Origin of the sequence: Nocardia sp. bgisy134 (genome assembly GCF_965341865.1) — a bacterium.
GTDB lineage: Bacteria > Actinomycetota > Actinomycetes > Mycobacteriales > Mycobacteriaceae > Nocardia.
Genome location: NZ_CBDQZP010000014.1, coordinates 73,737 through 90,034 on the forward strand (window position 1 = coordinate 73,737; position 16,298 = coordinate 90,034).

The 16,298-nt window shown below is 69.3% G+C and carries 19 protein-coding genes; 7 read left to right on the top strand and 12 right to left on the bottom strand.

The features are described from left to right. Nucleotides 1–50: 50 nt before the first annotated feature. Nucleotides 51–782 (top strand): hypothetical protein, encoded by a 732-nt coding sequence (locus ACRWNM_RS23835; RefSeq protein ID WP_431970297.1) that lies wholly within the window; start codon nt 51–53, stop codon nt 780–782. A gap of 1 nt (nt 783) precedes the next feature. Here ACRWNM_RS23835 and ACRWNM_RS23840 read toward each other — a convergent pair whose 3' ends face one another. Next, a complete protein-coding gene (locus ACRWNM_RS23840) occupies nt 784–2,271 on the bottom strand; it encodes an MFS transporter (protein ID WP_431970298.1) in 1,488 nt (495 codons plus the stop codon). A 91-nt stretch (nt 2,272–2,362) separates the two neighbouring features. On the opposite strand from ACRWNM_RS23840, the gene ACRWNM_RS23845 reads away from it, so the two are divergent. Further along, the gene (locus ACRWNM_RS23845; RefSeq protein ID WP_431970299.1) at nt 2,363–3,037 is read left to right on the top strand and encodes a TetR/AcrR family transcriptional regulator; all 675 of its coding nucleotides are present in this window, start codon (nt 2,363–2,365) and stop codon (nt 3,035–3,037) included. A gap of 34 nt (nt 3,038–3,071) precedes the next feature. Beyond that, on the top strand, nt 3,072–4,067 hold the full coding sequence (locus ACRWNM_RS23850) for a zinc-binding dehydrogenase (protein WP_431970300.1): 996 nt from the start codon (nt 3,072–3,074) through the stop codon (nt 4,065–4,067). 9 nt (nt 4,068–4,076) lie between these two features. On the opposite strand, the gene ACRWNM_RS23855 is transcribed toward ACRWNM_RS23850, so the two are convergent. Beyond that, nucleotides 4,077–4,919 carry an ABC transporter permease gene (locus ACRWNM_RS23855; protein ID WP_431970301.1) on the bottom strand — a complete coding sequence of 281 codons (843 nt, stop codon included), beginning with the start codon at nt 4,917–4,919 and terminating at the stop codon, nt 4,077–4,079. Beyond that, nucleotides 4,916–5,860, bottom strand: a complete 945-nt coding sequence (locus tag ACRWNM_RS23860; RefSeq protein ID WP_431970427.1) for an ATP-binding cassette domain-containing protein — start codon at nt 5,858–5,860, stop codon at nt 4,916–4,918. Before ACRWNM_RS23860 ends, ACRWNM_RS23855 begins: the two co-directional genes overlap by 4 nt. 109 nt (nt 5,861–5,969) lie before the next feature. Here ACRWNM_RS23860 and ACRWNM_RS23865 point away from each other — a divergent pair, with 109 nt between their 5' ends. After that, a complete protein-coding gene (locus tag ACRWNM_RS23865; protein WP_431970302.1) occupies nt 5,970–6,731 on the top strand; it encodes a TetR/AcrR family transcriptional regulator in 762 nt (253 codons plus the stop codon). Between the two features lie 107 nt (nt 6,732–6,838). After that, on the top strand, nt 6,839–7,414 hold the full coding sequence (locus ACRWNM_RS23870) for an exonuclease domain-containing protein (RefSeq protein WP_431970303.1): 576 nt from the start codon (nt 6,839–6,841) through the stop codon (nt 7,412–7,414). A 4-nt stretch (nt 7,415–7,418) separates the two neighbouring features. Here ACRWNM_RS23870 and ACRWNM_RS23875 read toward each other — a convergent pair whose 3' ends face one another. Further along, complete coding sequence (locus ACRWNM_RS23875) at nt 7,419–8,084, bottom strand: O-methyltransferase (protein WP_431970304.1); 666 nt, start codon at nt 8,082–8,084, stop codon at nt 7,419–7,421. A gap of 146 nt (nt 8,085–8,230) precedes the next feature. On the opposite strand from ACRWNM_RS23875, the gene ACRWNM_RS23880 reads away from it, so the two are divergent. After that, nucleotides 8,231–9,091 carry an SGNH/GDSL hydrolase family protein gene (locus tag ACRWNM_RS23880; RefSeq protein WP_431970305.1) on the top strand — a complete coding sequence of 287 codons (861 nt, stop codon included), beginning with the start codon at nt 8,231–8,233 and terminating at the stop codon, nt 9,089–9,091. Nucleotides 9,092–9,103: 12 nt separating this feature from the next. Here ACRWNM_RS23880 and ACRWNM_RS23885 read toward each other — a convergent pair whose 3' ends face one another. From ACRWNM_RS23885 to ACRWNM_RS23895, 3 genes are all read right to left on the bottom strand, one after another. Beyond that, on the bottom strand, nt 9,104–10,036 hold the full coding sequence (locus tag ACRWNM_RS23885; RefSeq protein ID WP_431970306.1) for a hypothetical protein: 933 nt from the start codon (nt 10,034–10,036) through the stop codon (nt 9,104–9,106). Between the two features lie 3 nt (nt 10,037–10,039). Continuing rightward, nucleotides 10,040–10,375, bottom strand: a complete 336-nt coding sequence (locus tag ACRWNM_RS23890) for a type VII secretion target (RefSeq protein WP_431970307.1) — start codon at nt 10,373–10,375, stop codon at nt 10,040–10,042. Between the two features lie 101 nt (nt 10,376–10,476). Next, on the bottom strand, nt 10,477–11,034 hold the full coding sequence (locus ACRWNM_RS23895) for a YbaB/EbfC family nucleoid-associated protein (RefSeq protein ID WP_431970308.1): 558 nt from the start codon (nt 11,032–11,034) through the stop codon (nt 10,477–10,479). 180 nt (nt 11,035–11,214) lie between these two features. On the opposite strand from ACRWNM_RS23895, the gene ACRWNM_RS23900 reads away from it, so the two are divergent. Continuing rightward, nucleotides 11,215–11,997, top strand: a complete 783-nt coding sequence (locus ACRWNM_RS23900; protein WP_431970309.1) for a VOC family protein — start codon at nt 11,215–11,217, stop codon at nt 11,995–11,997. 6 nt (nt 11,998–12,003) lie between these two features. On the opposite strand, the gene ACRWNM_RS23905 is transcribed toward ACRWNM_RS23900, so the two are convergent. The 5 genes from ACRWNM_RS23905 to ACRWNM_RS23925 form a co-directional block, all read right to left on the bottom strand. Continuing rightward, the gene (locus ACRWNM_RS23905; RefSeq protein WP_431970310.1) at nt 12,004–13,725 is read right to left on the bottom strand and encodes an urease subunit alpha; all 1,722 of its coding nucleotides are present in this window, start codon (nt 13,723–13,725) and stop codon (nt 12,004–12,006) included. After that, nucleotides 13,722–14,057 (bottom strand): urease subunit beta, encoded by a 336-nt coding sequence (locus ACRWNM_RS23910; protein ID WP_431970311.1) that lies wholly within the window; start codon nt 14,055–14,057, stop codon nt 13,722–13,724. Before ACRWNM_RS23910 ends, ACRWNM_RS23905 begins: the two co-directional genes overlap by 4 nt. Nucleotides 14,058–14,066: 9 nt before the next feature. Beyond that, the gene (locus ACRWNM_RS23915) at nt 14,067–14,369 is read right to left on the bottom strand and encodes an urease subunit gamma (RefSeq protein ID WP_431970312.1); all 303 of its coding nucleotides are present in this window, start codon (nt 14,367–14,369) and stop codon (nt 14,067–14,069) included. Between the two features lie 80 nt (nt 14,370–14,449). Beyond that, nucleotides 14,450–14,896, bottom strand: coding sequence for a PaaI family thioesterase (locus tag ACRWNM_RS23920; RefSeq protein WP_431970313.1), 447 nt, complete (start codon nt 14,894–14,896; stop codon nt 14,450–14,452). A 44-nt stretch (nt 14,897–14,940) separates the two neighbouring features. Next, nucleotides 14,941–15,762 carry a carbonic anhydrase gene (locus tag ACRWNM_RS23925; RefSeq protein WP_431970314.1) on the bottom strand — a complete coding sequence of 274 codons (822 nt, stop codon included), beginning with the start codon at nt 15,760–15,762 and terminating at the stop codon, nt 14,941–14,943. Nucleotides 15,763–16,298: the final 536 nt, after the last annotated feature.

The following is a 16,298-nucleotide window of genomic DNA, read 5'->3' on the forward strand; positions in this document are numbered from 1 at the left end:
GCGTAGAAACACGGCGGCGCGGCGGGCGGCCGATACGAGAGGATTCGACGATGTCGTCGCAACCTTCCCGTCCGGTCGGCCTCGGGGCCTGGATCGCCCGGATCATCGCCATCGTGGTGCTCGTCCCCGTTCGGCTGATCTGGGAGGGCCTGCGTCTGCTCGGACGCGTGCTCGCGGCCGCACTCTGGTACTTCGCCACCCGGCTGCTCGCGCCCATCGCCCGGTTCGTCTGGTATTGGGTGATTCGTCCGATCTGGTTGTTCGTCAAGGACTTTCTGTGGGGCTGGCTGCTCCAGCACGTGCTGTGGAGCTTGGTGCTGACGCCCGTCCTCGCGCTGCTGCTCGACTACGTCCTGCGACCGCTGCGCCAGGCCGTCGAGCGCTGGCTCTGGCGCACCGTGCTGCGACCCACGCTGGCCTGGTTGTGGCGCGCGGTGCTGGAGCCGCTGCTCGCCCTGCTGCTCGCGGCGGTCTACTGGCTGGGCAAGTGGTTCGTGGTCTGGCCGCTGGTGCAGCTGTGGCGCTGGGTGCTGCGTCCCCTGTGGCTGCTGCTGCGGGCGGTGCTGACCTACGCCTGGATGGTGGCCACCGTGCTCGTCGGGGTGCTGGTCGTGGCGCCGTGCCGTTACGTCTACCGCACCGTGTTGCGGCCTGTTCTGCACGTGGCGGTCGCCGTGTGGGTGGCGACGGTCGTGCGACCGCTGCGCTGGGTGCACGACAACGTCGTCACGCCCGTCAACCGATGGGCAGCAGAGATACTGACCACCGTGTTCGGCCGCTGACCTATCCGGCGCGGGCGGGGCGCCGGGTCGCCACCCAGGCGACGATCGCCATCAGCACGAGCAGACCGGCGCCGACGGTGGTCGCGACGTGCATGCCGTCGACGAACGACGCCTGCGCGCTGTGCGTCACGGCGTCGTCGGCGTCCTGGATCGTCTCGCCCAGCGTCGAGGCGTAGTCGCCGCCGGAACGGAAGACCAGCGCGGCGAGCGACCCGAGCAGCGCCAGCCCGAGCGCGTTGCCGAGTTCGAAGCTGGTCTCCGAGATCCCGACCGCCGAGCCCGCGCGCTCCGGCGGCACCGACGACACCGCGACATCCGACACCAGGGTGAACGCCATGCCGTACCCGATGCCCGCGATGGTCGAACCCGCCAGGTACCAGCCGATCCCGCCGTCCACGCCGACCCCGAGCAGCATCAGGTTGCCCAGCGCGGAAGCGAGCAGGGCTAGCACGAAGGTGGCGCGCACGCCGATCCGCTGCCCGACGCGCGCGCCGCTCATCGAGCAGATGAACACCGCGACCGCCATCGGAATGCCGAGCAGCGCCGCGGCGAGCGGGTCGCGACCGGTGACCGATTGCAGGTAGATGCTGGTCAGATAGCTCAGCGCGGCCAGCGACATCATGCCGACCAGGCTGGAGCCGATGGCGACGGAGAACTGCGCGCAGCCGAACAGCCGCAGGTCGAGCAGCGGCTCGGCCAGTGTGCGCTGCCTGCGCACGAAGACGAACAGCACCGCGACGCCGATCAGGCCGATGACGATCGCCTCCGGGTCGATCCCCTCCGCGGCGGCGTGCTTGATCGCGTAGACCACCGGAAGGATGCCGCCGATGGACAGCGCCACGCTCGGCAGATCCAGCGGGCCGAGCACCCCCGCGCGATGCTCCGGCAGGAGGAACGGCCCGAACGCCAACAGGATCAGCAGCACCGGCAGGTTGATCAGGAAGACCGATCCCCACCAGAAGTGGTGCAGCAGCAGCCCGCCGATGATCGGACCGACCGCGGACCCGCCCGCGAAGAACGCCGTCCACACGCCGATCGCGGCAGCCCGCTCGCGCGCGTCGGGGAAGAGACTGGAGATCAGCGCGAGGCTGGACGGCAGCAGCGTCGCGCCGCCGACGCCCATCAGCGCCCTGGCCGCGATCAGCACGCCCGCGGTGGGCGCGAACGCGGCGAGCACCGAGGCGATGCCGAACACGGTGGCGCCTGCCAGCAGGATGTTGCGCCGCCCGATCCGGTCGCCGAGGTTGCCCATGGTGATCAGCAGGCCCGCGATGAGGAAGCCGTAGATGTCGAGAATCCACAGCTGCTGGGCAGCCGACGGGTCGAGGTCGACGGTGAGCGTCGGCATGGCCAGGAACAGCACCGAGATGTCCATCGACACCAGCAGCACCGGCAACAACAGCACCCCGAGCCCCAGCCAGGCGCGCCGTGAGCCGACAGCGACGGACCCCGGCCCTTCGGCAGGCCGCACTGTCTCCACGTCTGTCATCCCGATTTCCTCTCCCGTGTCGCGTACGCCGTACGCATGAGTCCGGGTACAGTGTACGCACCCGGGCCCGGAACCGAAAGTGAGTCATGGGATGACCGAGCCGAAGCTGCACCGCGCCGCCATCGTCGACACCGCGATCGCGCTCGCCGACGACGAGGGGCTCGACGCGCTGTCCATGCGCCGCATCGCCGACCGGATGGGCGTCGGCGCGATGTCGCTGTACCGGCACATCGCGAACAAGGACGAGCTCCTCGCGGCGATGACCGACGAGGTGACCCGCCGGCATCCCTACCCGACCGCGGAGGGGCAGGGCTGGACCTGGCGCGACCGGGTCCGCATCGCCGCCGAGATCGACTGGGACCTCTACCAGCGGCACCCGTGGGTCATCCTCACCTTCGCCATGCCCCGCTACAGCTTCGGCCCGCACAGCATGGCGTGCCTGGCCTGGCTGGTCGAGGGCTTCCGGGAAATGGACGTCTCCGCGCGCGAGGCGTTGCAGATGGCGTTCTCGGTGTGGAACTACATCTCGGGCGCTACGCTGCCGCAGATCAGCTCGGCGCTGATGACGCGCAAGGGCATCGACACCGACGGCGACAACGGACTGCGCGCGCTACTGGAGGGCGCCCCGAGCACGCCGGTCCCCGCCGCACTCGCCGAATTACAGGGCGCCGGGGTCAGCGATCTGACGTCCGAGGACCTGCTCTTCCTCGGACTCGAGGCCCTGTGCGACGGGTTCGCCGTCCGGGTTCGCCACCGCACGACTTGACCCCAACCCCACTCGAGGTTGCAGGGTGATCACCATGCACGCGATCCGACTGCACGCCTTCGGGCCCGCCGAAAACCTCTGCTACGACACCGTTTCCGATCCAGAGCCCGGGCAGGGTCAGGTCCGCATCGCGGTCGCCGCGGCCGGGGTGCACGTCGTCGACACCGCGCTGCGCGGCGGCATGCCGGGACCGTATCCGCTGCCGGAGTTGCCGACCGTGCCCGGCCGGGAGGTCGCGGGCGTGGTGGATCTCGTCGGCGCGGACGTCGACCCGGGCTGGATCGGGAAGCGGGTGGTCGCCCATCTCGGCACGGCGCCCGGCGGCTACGCCGAACTGGCGGTCGCGGATGTCGCTCGGCTGCACGAGATCCCGGCGAATCTGGATCCGGCCGAGGCGGTCGCGATGGTCGGCACGGGGCGCACGACGATGGGCATTCTGCAGTTCGCCGACGTCGGGCCGGAGACCGTCGCGGTGGTGACGGCCGCCGCGGGCGGTATCGGAACCCTGCTGGTGCAGTATCTGAAAACCCACGGCGCCACGGTGATCGGACTCGCGGGCGGACCGAAGAAGGTCGCCAGGGTGACCGCCAACGGCGCCGACATCGCCGTCGACTACCTGCTGCCCGACTGGCCCGACCGGGTGCGCGCCCGTCTCGGCGATCGCGGCGCGACCCTGGTCTTCGACGCCGTCGGCGGCGAAACCGCAAGGGCCGCCGTCGATCTCCTCGCCAAAGGCGGCAGCCACCTGGTCTACGGTTTCGCCGGGACGGGACCGAACGACGGTGCGGCCCTGACCTTCACCGACGACGGGCTCGCCGAACGGGGCATCACCTCGCAGGTCGTGCTCGGGCCGCCGATGCTGCGGCCGGTCGGCGGCGACATCCGCGTCCTGGAGGACCGCGCCATGGCGGAGGCGGCCTCCGGACGGCTACACCCCGCGGTGCACCGCTTCGAGCTGGCCGACGCCGCAGGCGCCCACCGCGCCATCGAAACCCGCGCCACCATGGGCAAAGTCGTGCTGATCCCCTGACCGCCGCGCTCATCTGCTCAGGCGCCGGTAACGATGGATGGACAATGGCAGAAAGACCGCGATCAGCACCAGCGGCCAGACGACGGCCATGAGAATCGCGTGCTCCGCGATCCAGGTGTGGTCGCCGCCGGTGGGATTGCCGAAGAGTTCACGCGCGGCGGTGGTGGTGGACGACAACGGATTCCACGCGGCGATGGGGCCGAGCCAGGCGGGCATCGTGGCGATGGCGACGAACGGGTTGGCGAGGAAACCGAGAGGGAATTCGAGGGTACGGACCGCGGTGACGGCTTCAGGATTGGCGTAGCACAGCAGTCCGAGGTAGACGCCGACCCATAGGAACGCGAACCGCAGCAGCAGTAACAGCCCGACGGCCGCGGCGGCGTCGGCGAGTCCGCGGTGCGGGTGCCATCCGACGGCAAGACCGCAGCCGATGAGCACGGCGAGCGTCGCCGCCGACTCGAGCATGTCGGCGCAGGCGCGGCCGAGTACGACGGCGGCCGACGACACGGGCATGGACAGGAACCGGTCGGTGATGCCGCGCGCGGTGTCGGAGCTGACCGCGACCATGGTGGCGCCGATGCCGAACACCATGGTCATGGCGAACATGCCCGGCAGCAGGAATTCGCGGTAGTCGCCGCCCGGCACGGTCATCGCGCCGCCCAGCAGGTACCCGAACATGAGGACGATCATGATCGGGAAGAGCAACGTGTTGGTGACGACCACGCTGGGCTTGCGGCGCCAGCGCACGAGCGCGCGGCGGGTGATCGTGCCCACGTCGGTGAGTACCAGGCCCAGCGTGCCCAGTCGAGACGGCGCGATCGACCGGGTGAACTGCGCGGTGGAGATCGTCATGCTCGGGACTCCTCGGTGGTCAGATGCAGGAACACTTCGTCGAGAGTGGGACGGCGCACGGCTAGGTCCTCGACCGGAACAGCCGCCGCGCGCAAGGCCTGGGCGATATCGGTGAGGTCGGCGATCGCGTCGACGGCCGGGGCGCTGATCCGGCGGGTATCGGGGTCGACGATCGGTGCGGTGCGCAACCGCGTGCGCACCAGATCCGCCGCCGCGTCGAGGTCGCGGCGGTCGCGGGTGACGACGTCGATCCGGTCGCCGCCCATCAGGGACTTCAGCTCTCGCGGGCTGCCGGAAGCGATCACGTGCCCCCGGTTCATCACCGAGATCCGGGCCGCGAGCTGGTCGGCCTCCTCGAGATATTGCGTGGTCAGCAAAACGGTCGTCCCGGCGGCGACCAGAGCGCGAACCGCTTCCCACACCAGGTTGCGGTTGTGCGGGTCGAGTCCGGTGGTGGGCTCGTCGAGAAACAGCACCGCGGGGGCAACGAGGAAGCCGACGGCCAGATCCAGCCGCCGCCGCATTCCGCCGGAATACTGTTCGACCGGCTTGCCACCGGTTCTATCCAATCCGAACCACTCCAGCAACTCCTCGGCGCGACGCCGGGCGCCGGCGGCTCCGAGATGGTAAAGACGGCCGAACATTTCGAGGTTCTGCCGCCCCGACAACATCTCGTCCACCGCCGCCCGCTGACCGATCAACCCGATCCGGTGCCGCACTTGCGCCGCGTTGCCCACGACGTCGAGGCCCGCCACCTCGACCCTTCCCGAATCCGGCCGCGCGAGCGTGGTCAGAATCCGCACCGCGGTCGTCTTGCCCGCTCCGTTCGGCCCGAGCAGCCCGTACACCATCCCTTCCGGTACCGCCAGATCGAATCCGTCCAGCGCCGCGGTGCCCCCATAACGTTTGAGCACCTGGTCGCAGACGATCACGTCGCCCATCCCAGCTCCAAACTCTATACAACGTAAGTTATTCAAGAATAGGATACGTTGTAGAGAGTTTGCAAGGGTCGAGACGTGAGCCTCCGGCCCGATCGGAGATGATGTCGGCATGGACTACAGCGGAAGCGGGGATCCCCAGCGCACGATCGAGCTGCTGTGGGGGCTCGCGCCGCGCTCGAAGCGTGGCCCGAAACCCAAGCTGACCGTCGACGACATCGCGAAGACGGCGATCCGGATCGCCGATCTGGAGGGACTGGCCGCGGTCACGCTGCGCCGCGTCGCCGACGACCTCGGCGTCACCGCGATGTCGCTGTACGGGTACGTCCCGAGCAAGGCTGAACTGCTCGACCTCATCGCCGACCGCGTCTACCGCGACTACCCGATGCCCGACGGCTCGCCCTCCGGCTGGCGAGCGCGGCTCGAGACCATCGCCCGCGCGAATCGGACGATGTACCTGGCCCACCCCTGGCTGCTGCAGATCGCGGCGAGCAGGCCCATCCCCGGGCCGCAGCTGACCGCCAAATACGACTACGAGCTCCGCTCCATCGACGACCTCGGCCTGTCCGATACCGAGATGGATCTCGTCGTCACCCTCGTCAACGACTACGTGCGCGGCGCGGCTCGCACCGCCGTCGACGCCGCACGGGCCGAATCCGAGACAGGCCGCACCGACCGGCAGTGGTGGGACGCCTACGAGCCCGCGCTCGCCCAGGTGCTCGATCCCGCCCGATTCCCCACCGCCGTCCGCGTGGGCAGCGCGGCGGGCGCCGAGTACGGCGCCGCCTACGATCCCGACCGCGCCTTCGAATTCGGGCTGGACCGTCTGCTCGACGGTTTGGAGCGGTTCGTCGACGCCGCCGAGACCCGGTGACCTCGAAATCCATTCTCCGGCAACACCACTACCCCAATGAGGCACCGACTACGGAGCCACCCGGAAATTCGGTGGAGCCGTTCGGCCGGGCGGCCTACTGTCGCGGAATGGGTGAAAACGCGGGGCTGCTCAACGTCGTCGACATCGAGGCGACGTGCTGGTCGGGTCCCGCTCCGGCGGGTGCGGTGAGCGAGATCATCGAGATCGGCCTGACCGTGGTCGATCTGGCGGCGGGGGAGCGAATCGGCAAGCACCGCATTCTGGTTCAGCCCGAGCGCTCCTCGGTCAGCGAGTTCTGCACCGAACTCACCGGACTCACCCAGGCCGAGGTCGATACCGGCGTCTCGTTCGCCGAGGCCTGCCGAACCCTCGCCGCGGAACACGATGCCGGGGAGCGAGCGTGGGCCAGTTGGGGCGACTACGACCGCAAGCAGTTCGCGAGCCAGTGCGCCATGACCGGCGTCGCGTATCCCTTCGGGCAACGGCACACCAACGCCAAGCTCGTGTTCTCGGAGGCCTACGGGCTTCAGCGGCGGCAGGGCATGGCGGGGGCGTTGCGGATCGCGGGACTGCCGCTGGAAGGTCGCCACCACCGCGGCGAGGACGACGCGTGGAACATCGCCGCGCTGGTGCTCGACATTGCCGGGCGCGAGGCATGGCGCCTCACCTCGACGAACTACTGAGCGGCTACTCGTTCACGACCGCGTAGGCGAAGCCGTCCCATCCCTTCGCGCCGACGGTCTGCAGCACCGTCGCGTCCACACGCGGCTCGGCCGCGAGCATTTCGACCAACTCCCGGCTCGCCCGCACCATAGGATCGTCCGATGCGTCGTCCGCCACCGCTCCCCCGCGCACCACGTTGTCGACGATGATCACCGATCCGGGCCGGGTCAACCGCAGCGCCCAGCGCACATAGTTCGAGTTGTTCACCTTGTCGGCGTCGATGAACACCAGATCGAACGGCTCGGACTCCTCGGCCTCGAGCACCGGCAGGCTGTCCAGCGCCGCGCCCACCCGGATGTCCACCCGGTCGCCCACGCCCGCCTCGTCGACGTTCGCGCGCGCTACCTCCGCATGCCGCGGCTCGTATTCGAGGGTGATCACGCGGCCCGACTTCCCCACCGCCCTGGCCAGCCAGATCGTGCTGAACCCGCCGAGCGTGCCGATCTCGAGCACCCGCTGCGCTCCCGTCGACCGGGCCAGCAACGACAGGAATTTCCCTTGCGCCGCAGACACATCGATCGCGGGCAGTCCCGCCGCCGCGTTCGCCGCCAGCGCGGCGGTGGTATCGGGATCTCGCACCAGATTGTCCACGAGGTAGGCGTCCACGTCGGCCCAGTCGGAAGTCGTCATGCCTGAAGTCTGCCACCCGAAGTTTCCGAAAAGCGGTCGTCCGAGGTCCAGGCCATATTAGAGTCTGATTACAAACAGAGACCAGCGCGTCTCACTTTCGCCGAGATCGACCGACCCGACACAACCGACCCGGAGCACCACCGACCATGACCACCGTCCGGAACCGCTTGCGCGCCACCGCCGTCGCCGCGGGCCTGCTGACCCTCTTTGCGGCGACGATGCACGCCCCGGCATCGGCCGCGCCCGCCGACGGCGGCGCCGAGTACGTGGCGCTCGGCGATTCCGGCGCGGCGACCACGGGCGTGCAGCGGTTCGACCCGAGCGCTCCGTTCCCGTGCGTCCGCTCCACCGCGAACACGCCCAAACTGGTCGCAGCCGACCTCGGTCTCCGGCTCGATGACCGCACCTGCAGCGGAGCCCGCATCCCGGACCTGACCACCGGCCAAAGGCCCGGCATCGCACCGCAATTCGATGGACTCGGCCCGAACACCCGGCTGGTGACCGTACACATCGGCGCGAACGACACCGAGATGACCAGGTTCGTCGTCGCCTGCCACTTGGCCGGGCTCCGTGGCGGCGCGTGCGCCGACCCGGCGTGGGATCCCGCGATCGACGGAATCTCTGCCGCGTATTCGGCTGCGCTACAACGGATCACGTCGCTCGCACCGAACGCGAAGATCTTCGTGGACGGCTGGCCGCTGTATGTCCGCGACGGGGGCTGCCCCGCGTTGATCGGCCTTCGCCTCGAAGACGCCGCCGTCGTGCAGCGCGCGTTCGACCGGTTGAACTCCGTAGTCGCCAGTGCCGCGGCCGAATACGGGGCCACCTATATCGACACCCGTACCCCGTCCGCCGGCCACGACATGTGCGCGCCCGAGGGCGTCCGCTGGTTCGATCCGCTCGTGGCCACCGAGACCCTGGCCCCCTACCACCCGACCCTGACGGGCATGCGCGGCGTTGCCGACCTCGTCGTGGCGGCGGTGCGCGCTTCCGGATTTCAGGGCTGACCGGAGCTTCGGCTACACCCCCGCCTCGGCCAGCTCGTTCTCGATTCCGACGACGCCCACGACCATCTGCACCAGGTTGCGCAGCAGCGCGCCGAGACCGATGAGGGATTGGGCCATCTTCAACACCATCTGGGAGACCGTCATGGTGGCGGTGGAGATGCCGAACACGGCGCGGGCGATCAGCGCCGGTGAGGCCGTGCCCCCGGAAGCGATGAGAATCGCGGCGATCTCGACCAGCATGCCCGCGAGGGAGTTGAGGATCTCGGTGATGATGCCGCGCACGCCCTCCACCACCTTCGACATCTTCTCGTTCACCCGGCTCAGCAGGTCGGCGAGCGCGGCCTGCACGGCGATCTGGGCGATCACCGCGTCGGCCTTTGTCCGGTAGGCGTCGGCGACGGCGCCGACCCATCCGTCCGTGTCCGCGGTGACCTGCTGCTTCCAGTCGGCGGCGACCGAGGCGAGTTTCGCCGATGTGGCGGACCAGGATTCGGAGTAGGCCGTGACCATCTCCGGATTGCCCGCCAGCGAATCCAGCGTCTTCCGCATCGGCTCGACGTGTTCGAGCATCCAGCCCATCAACATCGAGCCGACGTAATTGAAGGGATCGAACTTCGCCAGTGTGATGCCCTTGGCGATGTCCTGCCCGATCTTGGTCGCATCCGCCACCGCGCTCGCGCCCGCCCAAATCTGCATGACGCCCGCGAAGGTATTGCCGTTCTCGCCAGTCGATCCGGCGAAGACCTTGTGACCGCCCTCGAATAGATCACCGACCGGGGTACCCGCGAAGACACCGGCGTTCGCGTCCTTGTCCTCTCCCTGCCCGATGGGCAGGCCGACGTTGCGCAGGAACGGAACATCCTCCTGGTAGTACTCGTTGCGGTGGTCGACCCCCTCCGCGAGTAGTTCGTTCCCTTCCGGCGCCTTGCTGTCGTCGAAACCCATCCCCTACACCTTCTCTTCGATCTGCTCGCGCTGCCGGTCCGTCTCGTTCTTGCGGCCCTCGTCCAGGTTCTGGAACGAGTCCGCGGCGAACCGCAGCTTCGGCGGCAGTTCTTCGGCGTCCTCGGTCACGACGCGCAGGCGCTCGGTGATGCGGTCGTGCAACGGGTTCAGGATCGATCGCGCGTAGGGGCCGACCAGCGTGCCGTAGCCGTCGTCGGCGTGCGCGAGATACTCGGCCGCCTCCCGCGCCATCGAAAGCCCTTCGAGCACGGCGTCCACCTTCGCGGCGTGGTCACGCATCCCGCCGGGATCGACCGCGATATCACCGGGATTGCCCATCTACGTCCCTCCAGTTGCCGTTTCCGTGCCTGCCGCAGGCGGCGGCCCACTGACTATGACGCGGTCACGGCACATTCGGTTCCGACAGAATTCCGTCGGGCTCACTCCAGCCAGGACTTGCGGCGGTAGTACAGGTCGTCCTCGTCCGGTTCGTCCGGCGTGAATGTCTGATCGCGGTCGGGCTTTCGGCTGCCATGGGGTGGCTGGGACGGCTGAGCGGGCGCTGGCGGTGGGGCGTAGGCGGCGGGCGGCGTATACACCGGCTCCGCGTGGGCCGGCGGCGCGGCGGGTCCGGGATCGGGGAAGCGCTCGGCGTACTGGCCGACGATGGCCTGGCCCGCACCGTCGTCGCCGACCATGTCGTGGACGAGATCGGTGACCTGGTTGCGCAGGCGGGCCTGGGCGCGGCGGGTGCAGGCCATGAGCTCGGCGGCGACGGCGGCGGGGTCCATGCCGCGGGTGGCCGCGGCGAGGGTGATGCCGGTGGTGACGCCGTTGGCGTCGACCGTCACGCTGATCCGGTTGTCGGCCGAGCTCTCGGTGACCGACAATGCCACCATTCTGCCTTGCAGGTCCTGATATTTCTGCGCCGTACGTTGCAGATTCTCGGCCCACCGAGCCAATTCGTCGGCGGCCTGGCTCGGGTCGTTGCCCAGCACTCGCGTCCCCTTCCACGCAGTGACAGTTCGGTCGCCCGGGCGTCGGAGAGATCACCCGGACCGTTCGTTCGCAGCACCTTACCCAGCCGGACGTGACGCGGCCGCCACGGGGCGCGATGATTTTCCCGGCCGAACGCCGTCGGTATCGGTGTACGACAACGACACGTCGAGGAGATCACCATGCACGCTGCATTCGCCACCGGCGCCCCCTGCTGGTTCGATGTCACGACCCCGGATATCCCGGCCGCCGCCGAGTTCTACACCGCCCTGTTCGACTGGACCGCCGAGGATCTGGGCCCCGAGGCCGGCCACTACACGCTGCTGCGCCAGGGTGACGCCCAGGTGGCGGGCATCGCATCGGCGACAACGCCGGACGGCAGCACCGTTCCGTCGGCCTGGACGCTGTATTTCGCGGTGTCCGACGCGGCGGCCACCGTCGCGGCCGCGCGGGACGCGGGCGCGGCCGTCTTCTGCGAACCCATGGACGTCTTCGGGCAGTTGACCTTCGCGGTGCTCACCGATCCGGCCGGCGCGACCTATGCGATCGCGCAGCTGATCACCCATCCCGGTACCCAGAACTGGGGCGCGATCAACGGTCCGTGCTGGGTGGAGTATTCCGCGCCGGGCGCGCCCGCCGACGCGATGGCGCATTACGCCGAGGTGCTCGGCTGGAAGTACACCAACGCCGCCTGGGAGACGGCGGCCGAAAACCCGTACCAGGCAGTCTCTCCCGGTGCGGGCGGGCACGAATTCGGCGGGGCGCACCACGCCCAGCCCGGCGAGCCCGCACCCTTCTGGTCGATGACCCTCCGCGTCGCCGACGTCGACGCCGTGGTCGCTCGCGCCGCGGAACTGGGCGGCAAGCTGCTCGCCGAGCCGCAGGACATGCCGGGTCCCTCGCGCGTCGCCGCGCTCGCCGATCCGGCCGGGGCCGCCTTCGCGATCATGTCGTTCGGCGCCTGAGACCGGTCAGAAGAGGAAATACCGCTGGGCCATGGGCAGTTCCGTCGCGGGCTGCTCGGCCCAGACCTCTCCGTCGATGCGGACGGTGAAGGTGTCCGGGTCCACCTCGATGTGCGGCATCGCGTCGTTGAGCGGCATGTCGGACTTGGTCAGCTGGCGAACATCCTTGACGGGCACCAGCTTTCGGCGCACCGCCAGGCGATCCGCCAGACCGGATGCGACGGCCTGCTCGGAGACGAAGTGCAGCGAGGTGGCCGCGGCGACGGGCGCGGCCGCGCCGAACATCGGGCGGGGCAGCACCGGTTGCGGGGTCGGGATGGAGGCATTCGCGTCGCCCATCGCCGCCCAGGCGATCGCGCCGCCCTTGAGCACGGCGTGCGGGCGTACGCCGAAGAACGCCGGGTCCCACAGCACCAGATCGGCGAGCTTGCCGACCTCGACCGAGCCGATCTCGTGGTCCATGCCGTGTGCGACCGCGGGACAGATCGTGTACTTGGCGACGTAGCGGCGCACCCTGGCGTTGTCGGCGGCGCCGTCGCCGGGCAGCGACCCGCGACGGCGCTTCATGACGTGCGCGGTCTGCCAGGTGCGCAGCACCACCTCGCCGATCCGTCCCATCGCCTGCGAGTCGCTGCCGATCATGGAGATGGCGCCGAGATCGTGCAGCAGGTCCTCGGCGGCGATGGTGGACGGGCGAATCCGGCTCTCCGCGAAGGCCAGATCCTCAGGAATGGCCGGGCTCAGGTGGTGGCACACCATGAGCATGTCCAGGTGCTCGTCGAGGGTGTTGACGGTGTGCGGACGGGTCGGGTTGGTCGAACTCGGCAGCACGTTGGAATGCGAGGCGACGGTGATGATGTCCGGCGCGTGCCCGCCGCCCGCTCCCTCGGTGTGATAGGCGTGGATACCGCGCCCGGCGATGGCGGCGAGGGTGTCCTCGACGAAGCCGACCTCGTTCAAGGTGTCCGAGTGCAGCGCCACCTGCACGCCGGAGGCATCCGCGACCCGCAGGCAGGCGTCGATCGCCGCCGGTGTCGAGCCCCAGTCCTCATGCAGCTTGAAACCCGCTGCGCCCGCGCGCAATTGCTCCCACATGGCTTCTTCGCTGACGGTGTTGCCCTTGCCGAGCAGCGCGATGTTCAGCGGCCAGTGATCGGTGGCCTCCAGCATGCGGGCCAGATGCCAGGCGCCAGGGGTGACGGTGGTCGCCTTGGACCCCTCGGCGGGCCCGGTGCCGCCGCCGACGAGCGTGGTGATGCCGCCGCCGAGCGCTTCGTCCATCAGCTGCGGGCAGATGAAGTGCACGTGGCAGTCGATGGCGCCCGCGGTGAGGATCCGGCCGTTGCCCGCGATGATCTCGGTGGACGGGCCGACCACCAGGTCCCGGTGCACGCCCGGCATGGTGTCGGGGTTGCCCGCCTTGCCGATGCCGCAGATGCGTCCGTCGCGAATGCCGATGTCGGCCTTGATGATTCCCCAGTGATCGATGATCACCGCGCCGGTGATCACGGTGTCCGGCGCGCCCTCGGCGCGGGTCGCGCGGGACTGGCCCATGGATTCGCGCAGCACCTTGCCGCCGCCGAACACGGCCTCGTCGCCCGCGAGACCCGGTCCGCCGCAGCGGTCTTCGGTGATCTCGACGATCAGATCGGTGTCCGCCAAGCGGATTCGGTCGCCCACCGTCGGTCCGAACAGTTCGGCGTAGCGGGCCCTGCTCAGCGCGGTCATCGCGCCCCCTCGGTGTTCGACGGTTCGTTCAGCCGTCCCGGCGGCGTCAGGCCGATGCCGTGTACCTCGCGGGTCCCGCCCAGCGGAACCAGCGAAACCCGTTGGCCGAGGCCAGGTTCGAAACGCACGGCGGTGCCGGCGGGGATGTCCAGCCGCCGCCCGTACGCGACGACGCGGTCGAAGTCGAGCGCGGCGTTGGCCTGCGGGAAGTGCACGTGACTGCCAACCTGCACGGGCCGGTCGCCGGTGTTCACCACGTCGAGCGTGATGCGGTCGCGGCCCGCGTTCAGCTCGATCTCGCCCTCGGCGCAGAAGTATTCGCCAGGAATCACGCGGGCCGCCTAGGCGATCGGGTGGTGGACGGTGACGAGCTTGGTGCCGTCCGGGAAGGTCGCCTCCACCTGCACGTCGTGGATCATCTCCGGCACGCCGGTCATCACATCGTCGCGTCCGAGCACGGTGCGCCCGGACGACATCAGCTCGGCGACGGTCCTGCCGTCGCGCGCGCCCTCGAGCACGTGATCGGTGATGAGGGCGACCGCCTCGGGGTGGTTGAGTTTGAGCCCGCGTGCCTGCCTGCGCCTGGCCAGCTCGGCGGCGTAGCTCAGCAACAGGCGCTCCTGCTCGTGCGGCGACAGTCGCATCGGGGCTCCTCACCGGTCGGTGGACGGGTGAGGGCCATTCTGGCACGCCCGATCCCGCGTCGCCGCTCGACGGCGCGGGCTCAGTCGCGCTTGGGCAGGTTCTGCAGACGCACCTGGCCGCGGGCCACCACCCGCCGCTGCTCGTCGGTGATCACGACCTGCCACAGCTGCTGGGTGCGGCCCTGGTGGACCGGGGTCGCCTCACCGTAGAGGATGCCCTCGCGCACGGCGCGCAGGAAGTCGGTGTTGTTGTTCACGCCGACGACGGTGCCGCGCTCGCCGTACCAGAAGCCGCCGCCAATGCTGGCGAGCGTCTCGATGACGGTGCAGTACACGCCGCCGTTCTGGATGCCCGCCGGCTGGTAGAGGTGCGGCTTGACGACCCACTCGCCGCGCACCCGCTCCCCGCTGAGCTCGGTGTAGCGCAGGCCGATCAGGTCCGCGAAGGTGCCCTCGCTGAGCTCGTTCATCATCTCCGGCGTGACATCGGCCAGCGAACGTACGGCCCCGGTCTCCTGTTGCGTCATGACCCCCAGCTTTACACCACACGAAACCGCCGGGCGCAGCGGGTTCAGTTCCCGGCCAGCGTGATGGTCCGGCCGTTCAGCGGCTGGGTCGGCCGGTTGCTGTGCGCGAACAGCCCGCGGTAGAGCTCGACCTCGCCCGGCGCGACCGTCACCGGCGTGCTCAGCACCGTCCACGACACGCCCTCGCTGCACGGCGGCGTGGTGAGCGAACCGTTGTAGCGGAACTGATCCCGGATGGCGGGCAGGAACGCCGACGGATCCAGCGGGCCGCCGAAATCGACGGCGGCATCCGAACTCTTCGGTGCGGCGGCGAGGATCGGCCCGAACACCGACGCGCCCGCACCCGCCTCCATCAGCACGCCGAGCACGGCGATCCGGCCCGCGGCGTTCTTGTGCACCAGGTGCAGTTCCATCGCCGCGCCGTGGCCGTCGACGGTGTGCTCGCTGGGCAGATGGAAGTGGAACTGGAGCAGATCGTAGGGCTGGCCCGCGACGAGGATGCGGTTGCCGCTGCCCGCGGGGAGCTCGGCCTGGACGGTATGACCGTTGTTGATCAGCCGGACCCCCGATATCGGCCGGTAGTCGACGTCGATGTGGTCGGCGGGATCGATCCGGGCGGACCCGGACAGGTCGACCGGCGACTGCTCGTGGCCGCTGCGACAGGTCAGGAAGTCGTGGTCCAGGTCGGCCCAGTGATCGGGCCCCTCCGCGTCGTAGTCCCAGTGCGCGGGGACGTGCGGGGACGGGCTCTCGACATGACTGCGCAACCCGGGCTGTTCGGCGCTACAGGAGAGCGCGGCCAGCAAGGCGGTCGCGGTGAACAGCGCGGCCAGCGAGCGCGACCGGAACGAACGGTGAACGAACACAGCGGGTACAGCTCCTCGACATCGACACACACGATCCCGACACGCGTCCGGACGGATCGGTACTCGGCGGTGGTCGACGCGCCGGTCTGTACGGTTTGCGACGAATATCCCTTTGGGTCAGGGGATCTCGCGACTCGTGTCGGAGCGACAGCGTAGGACCGCGCTGATTCGACACGCCAGGGTCGCCGAGGGCGAAAAATGTCACATGACACACGGCCGGGAAACAGCGTGTTGCCAAGTTAGGTAAGCCTGACCTATACTTAGGACGGCGTCAGGATCGAGCGAGTCCCGAGGGCTGCGGTGACCCCGATCCACTGCCGCGACGGGCTCCACGTCACCACGTGGGGCCCGTCGCTCTTTCTTTCCCGCGCCGTCGATCTCACCGCCGTCGTCGCGAACTTCCTTCTGTCACAGCACATGTCGACTTCGTGTCGGCCGTCGACACACGATCGCAAAGAACTGGACACGCGACCGCCGGGGAACGTTCATCGGCGCGGGCGACGCCGGTTCATCGGTCGGACAACGCGACTCGACAA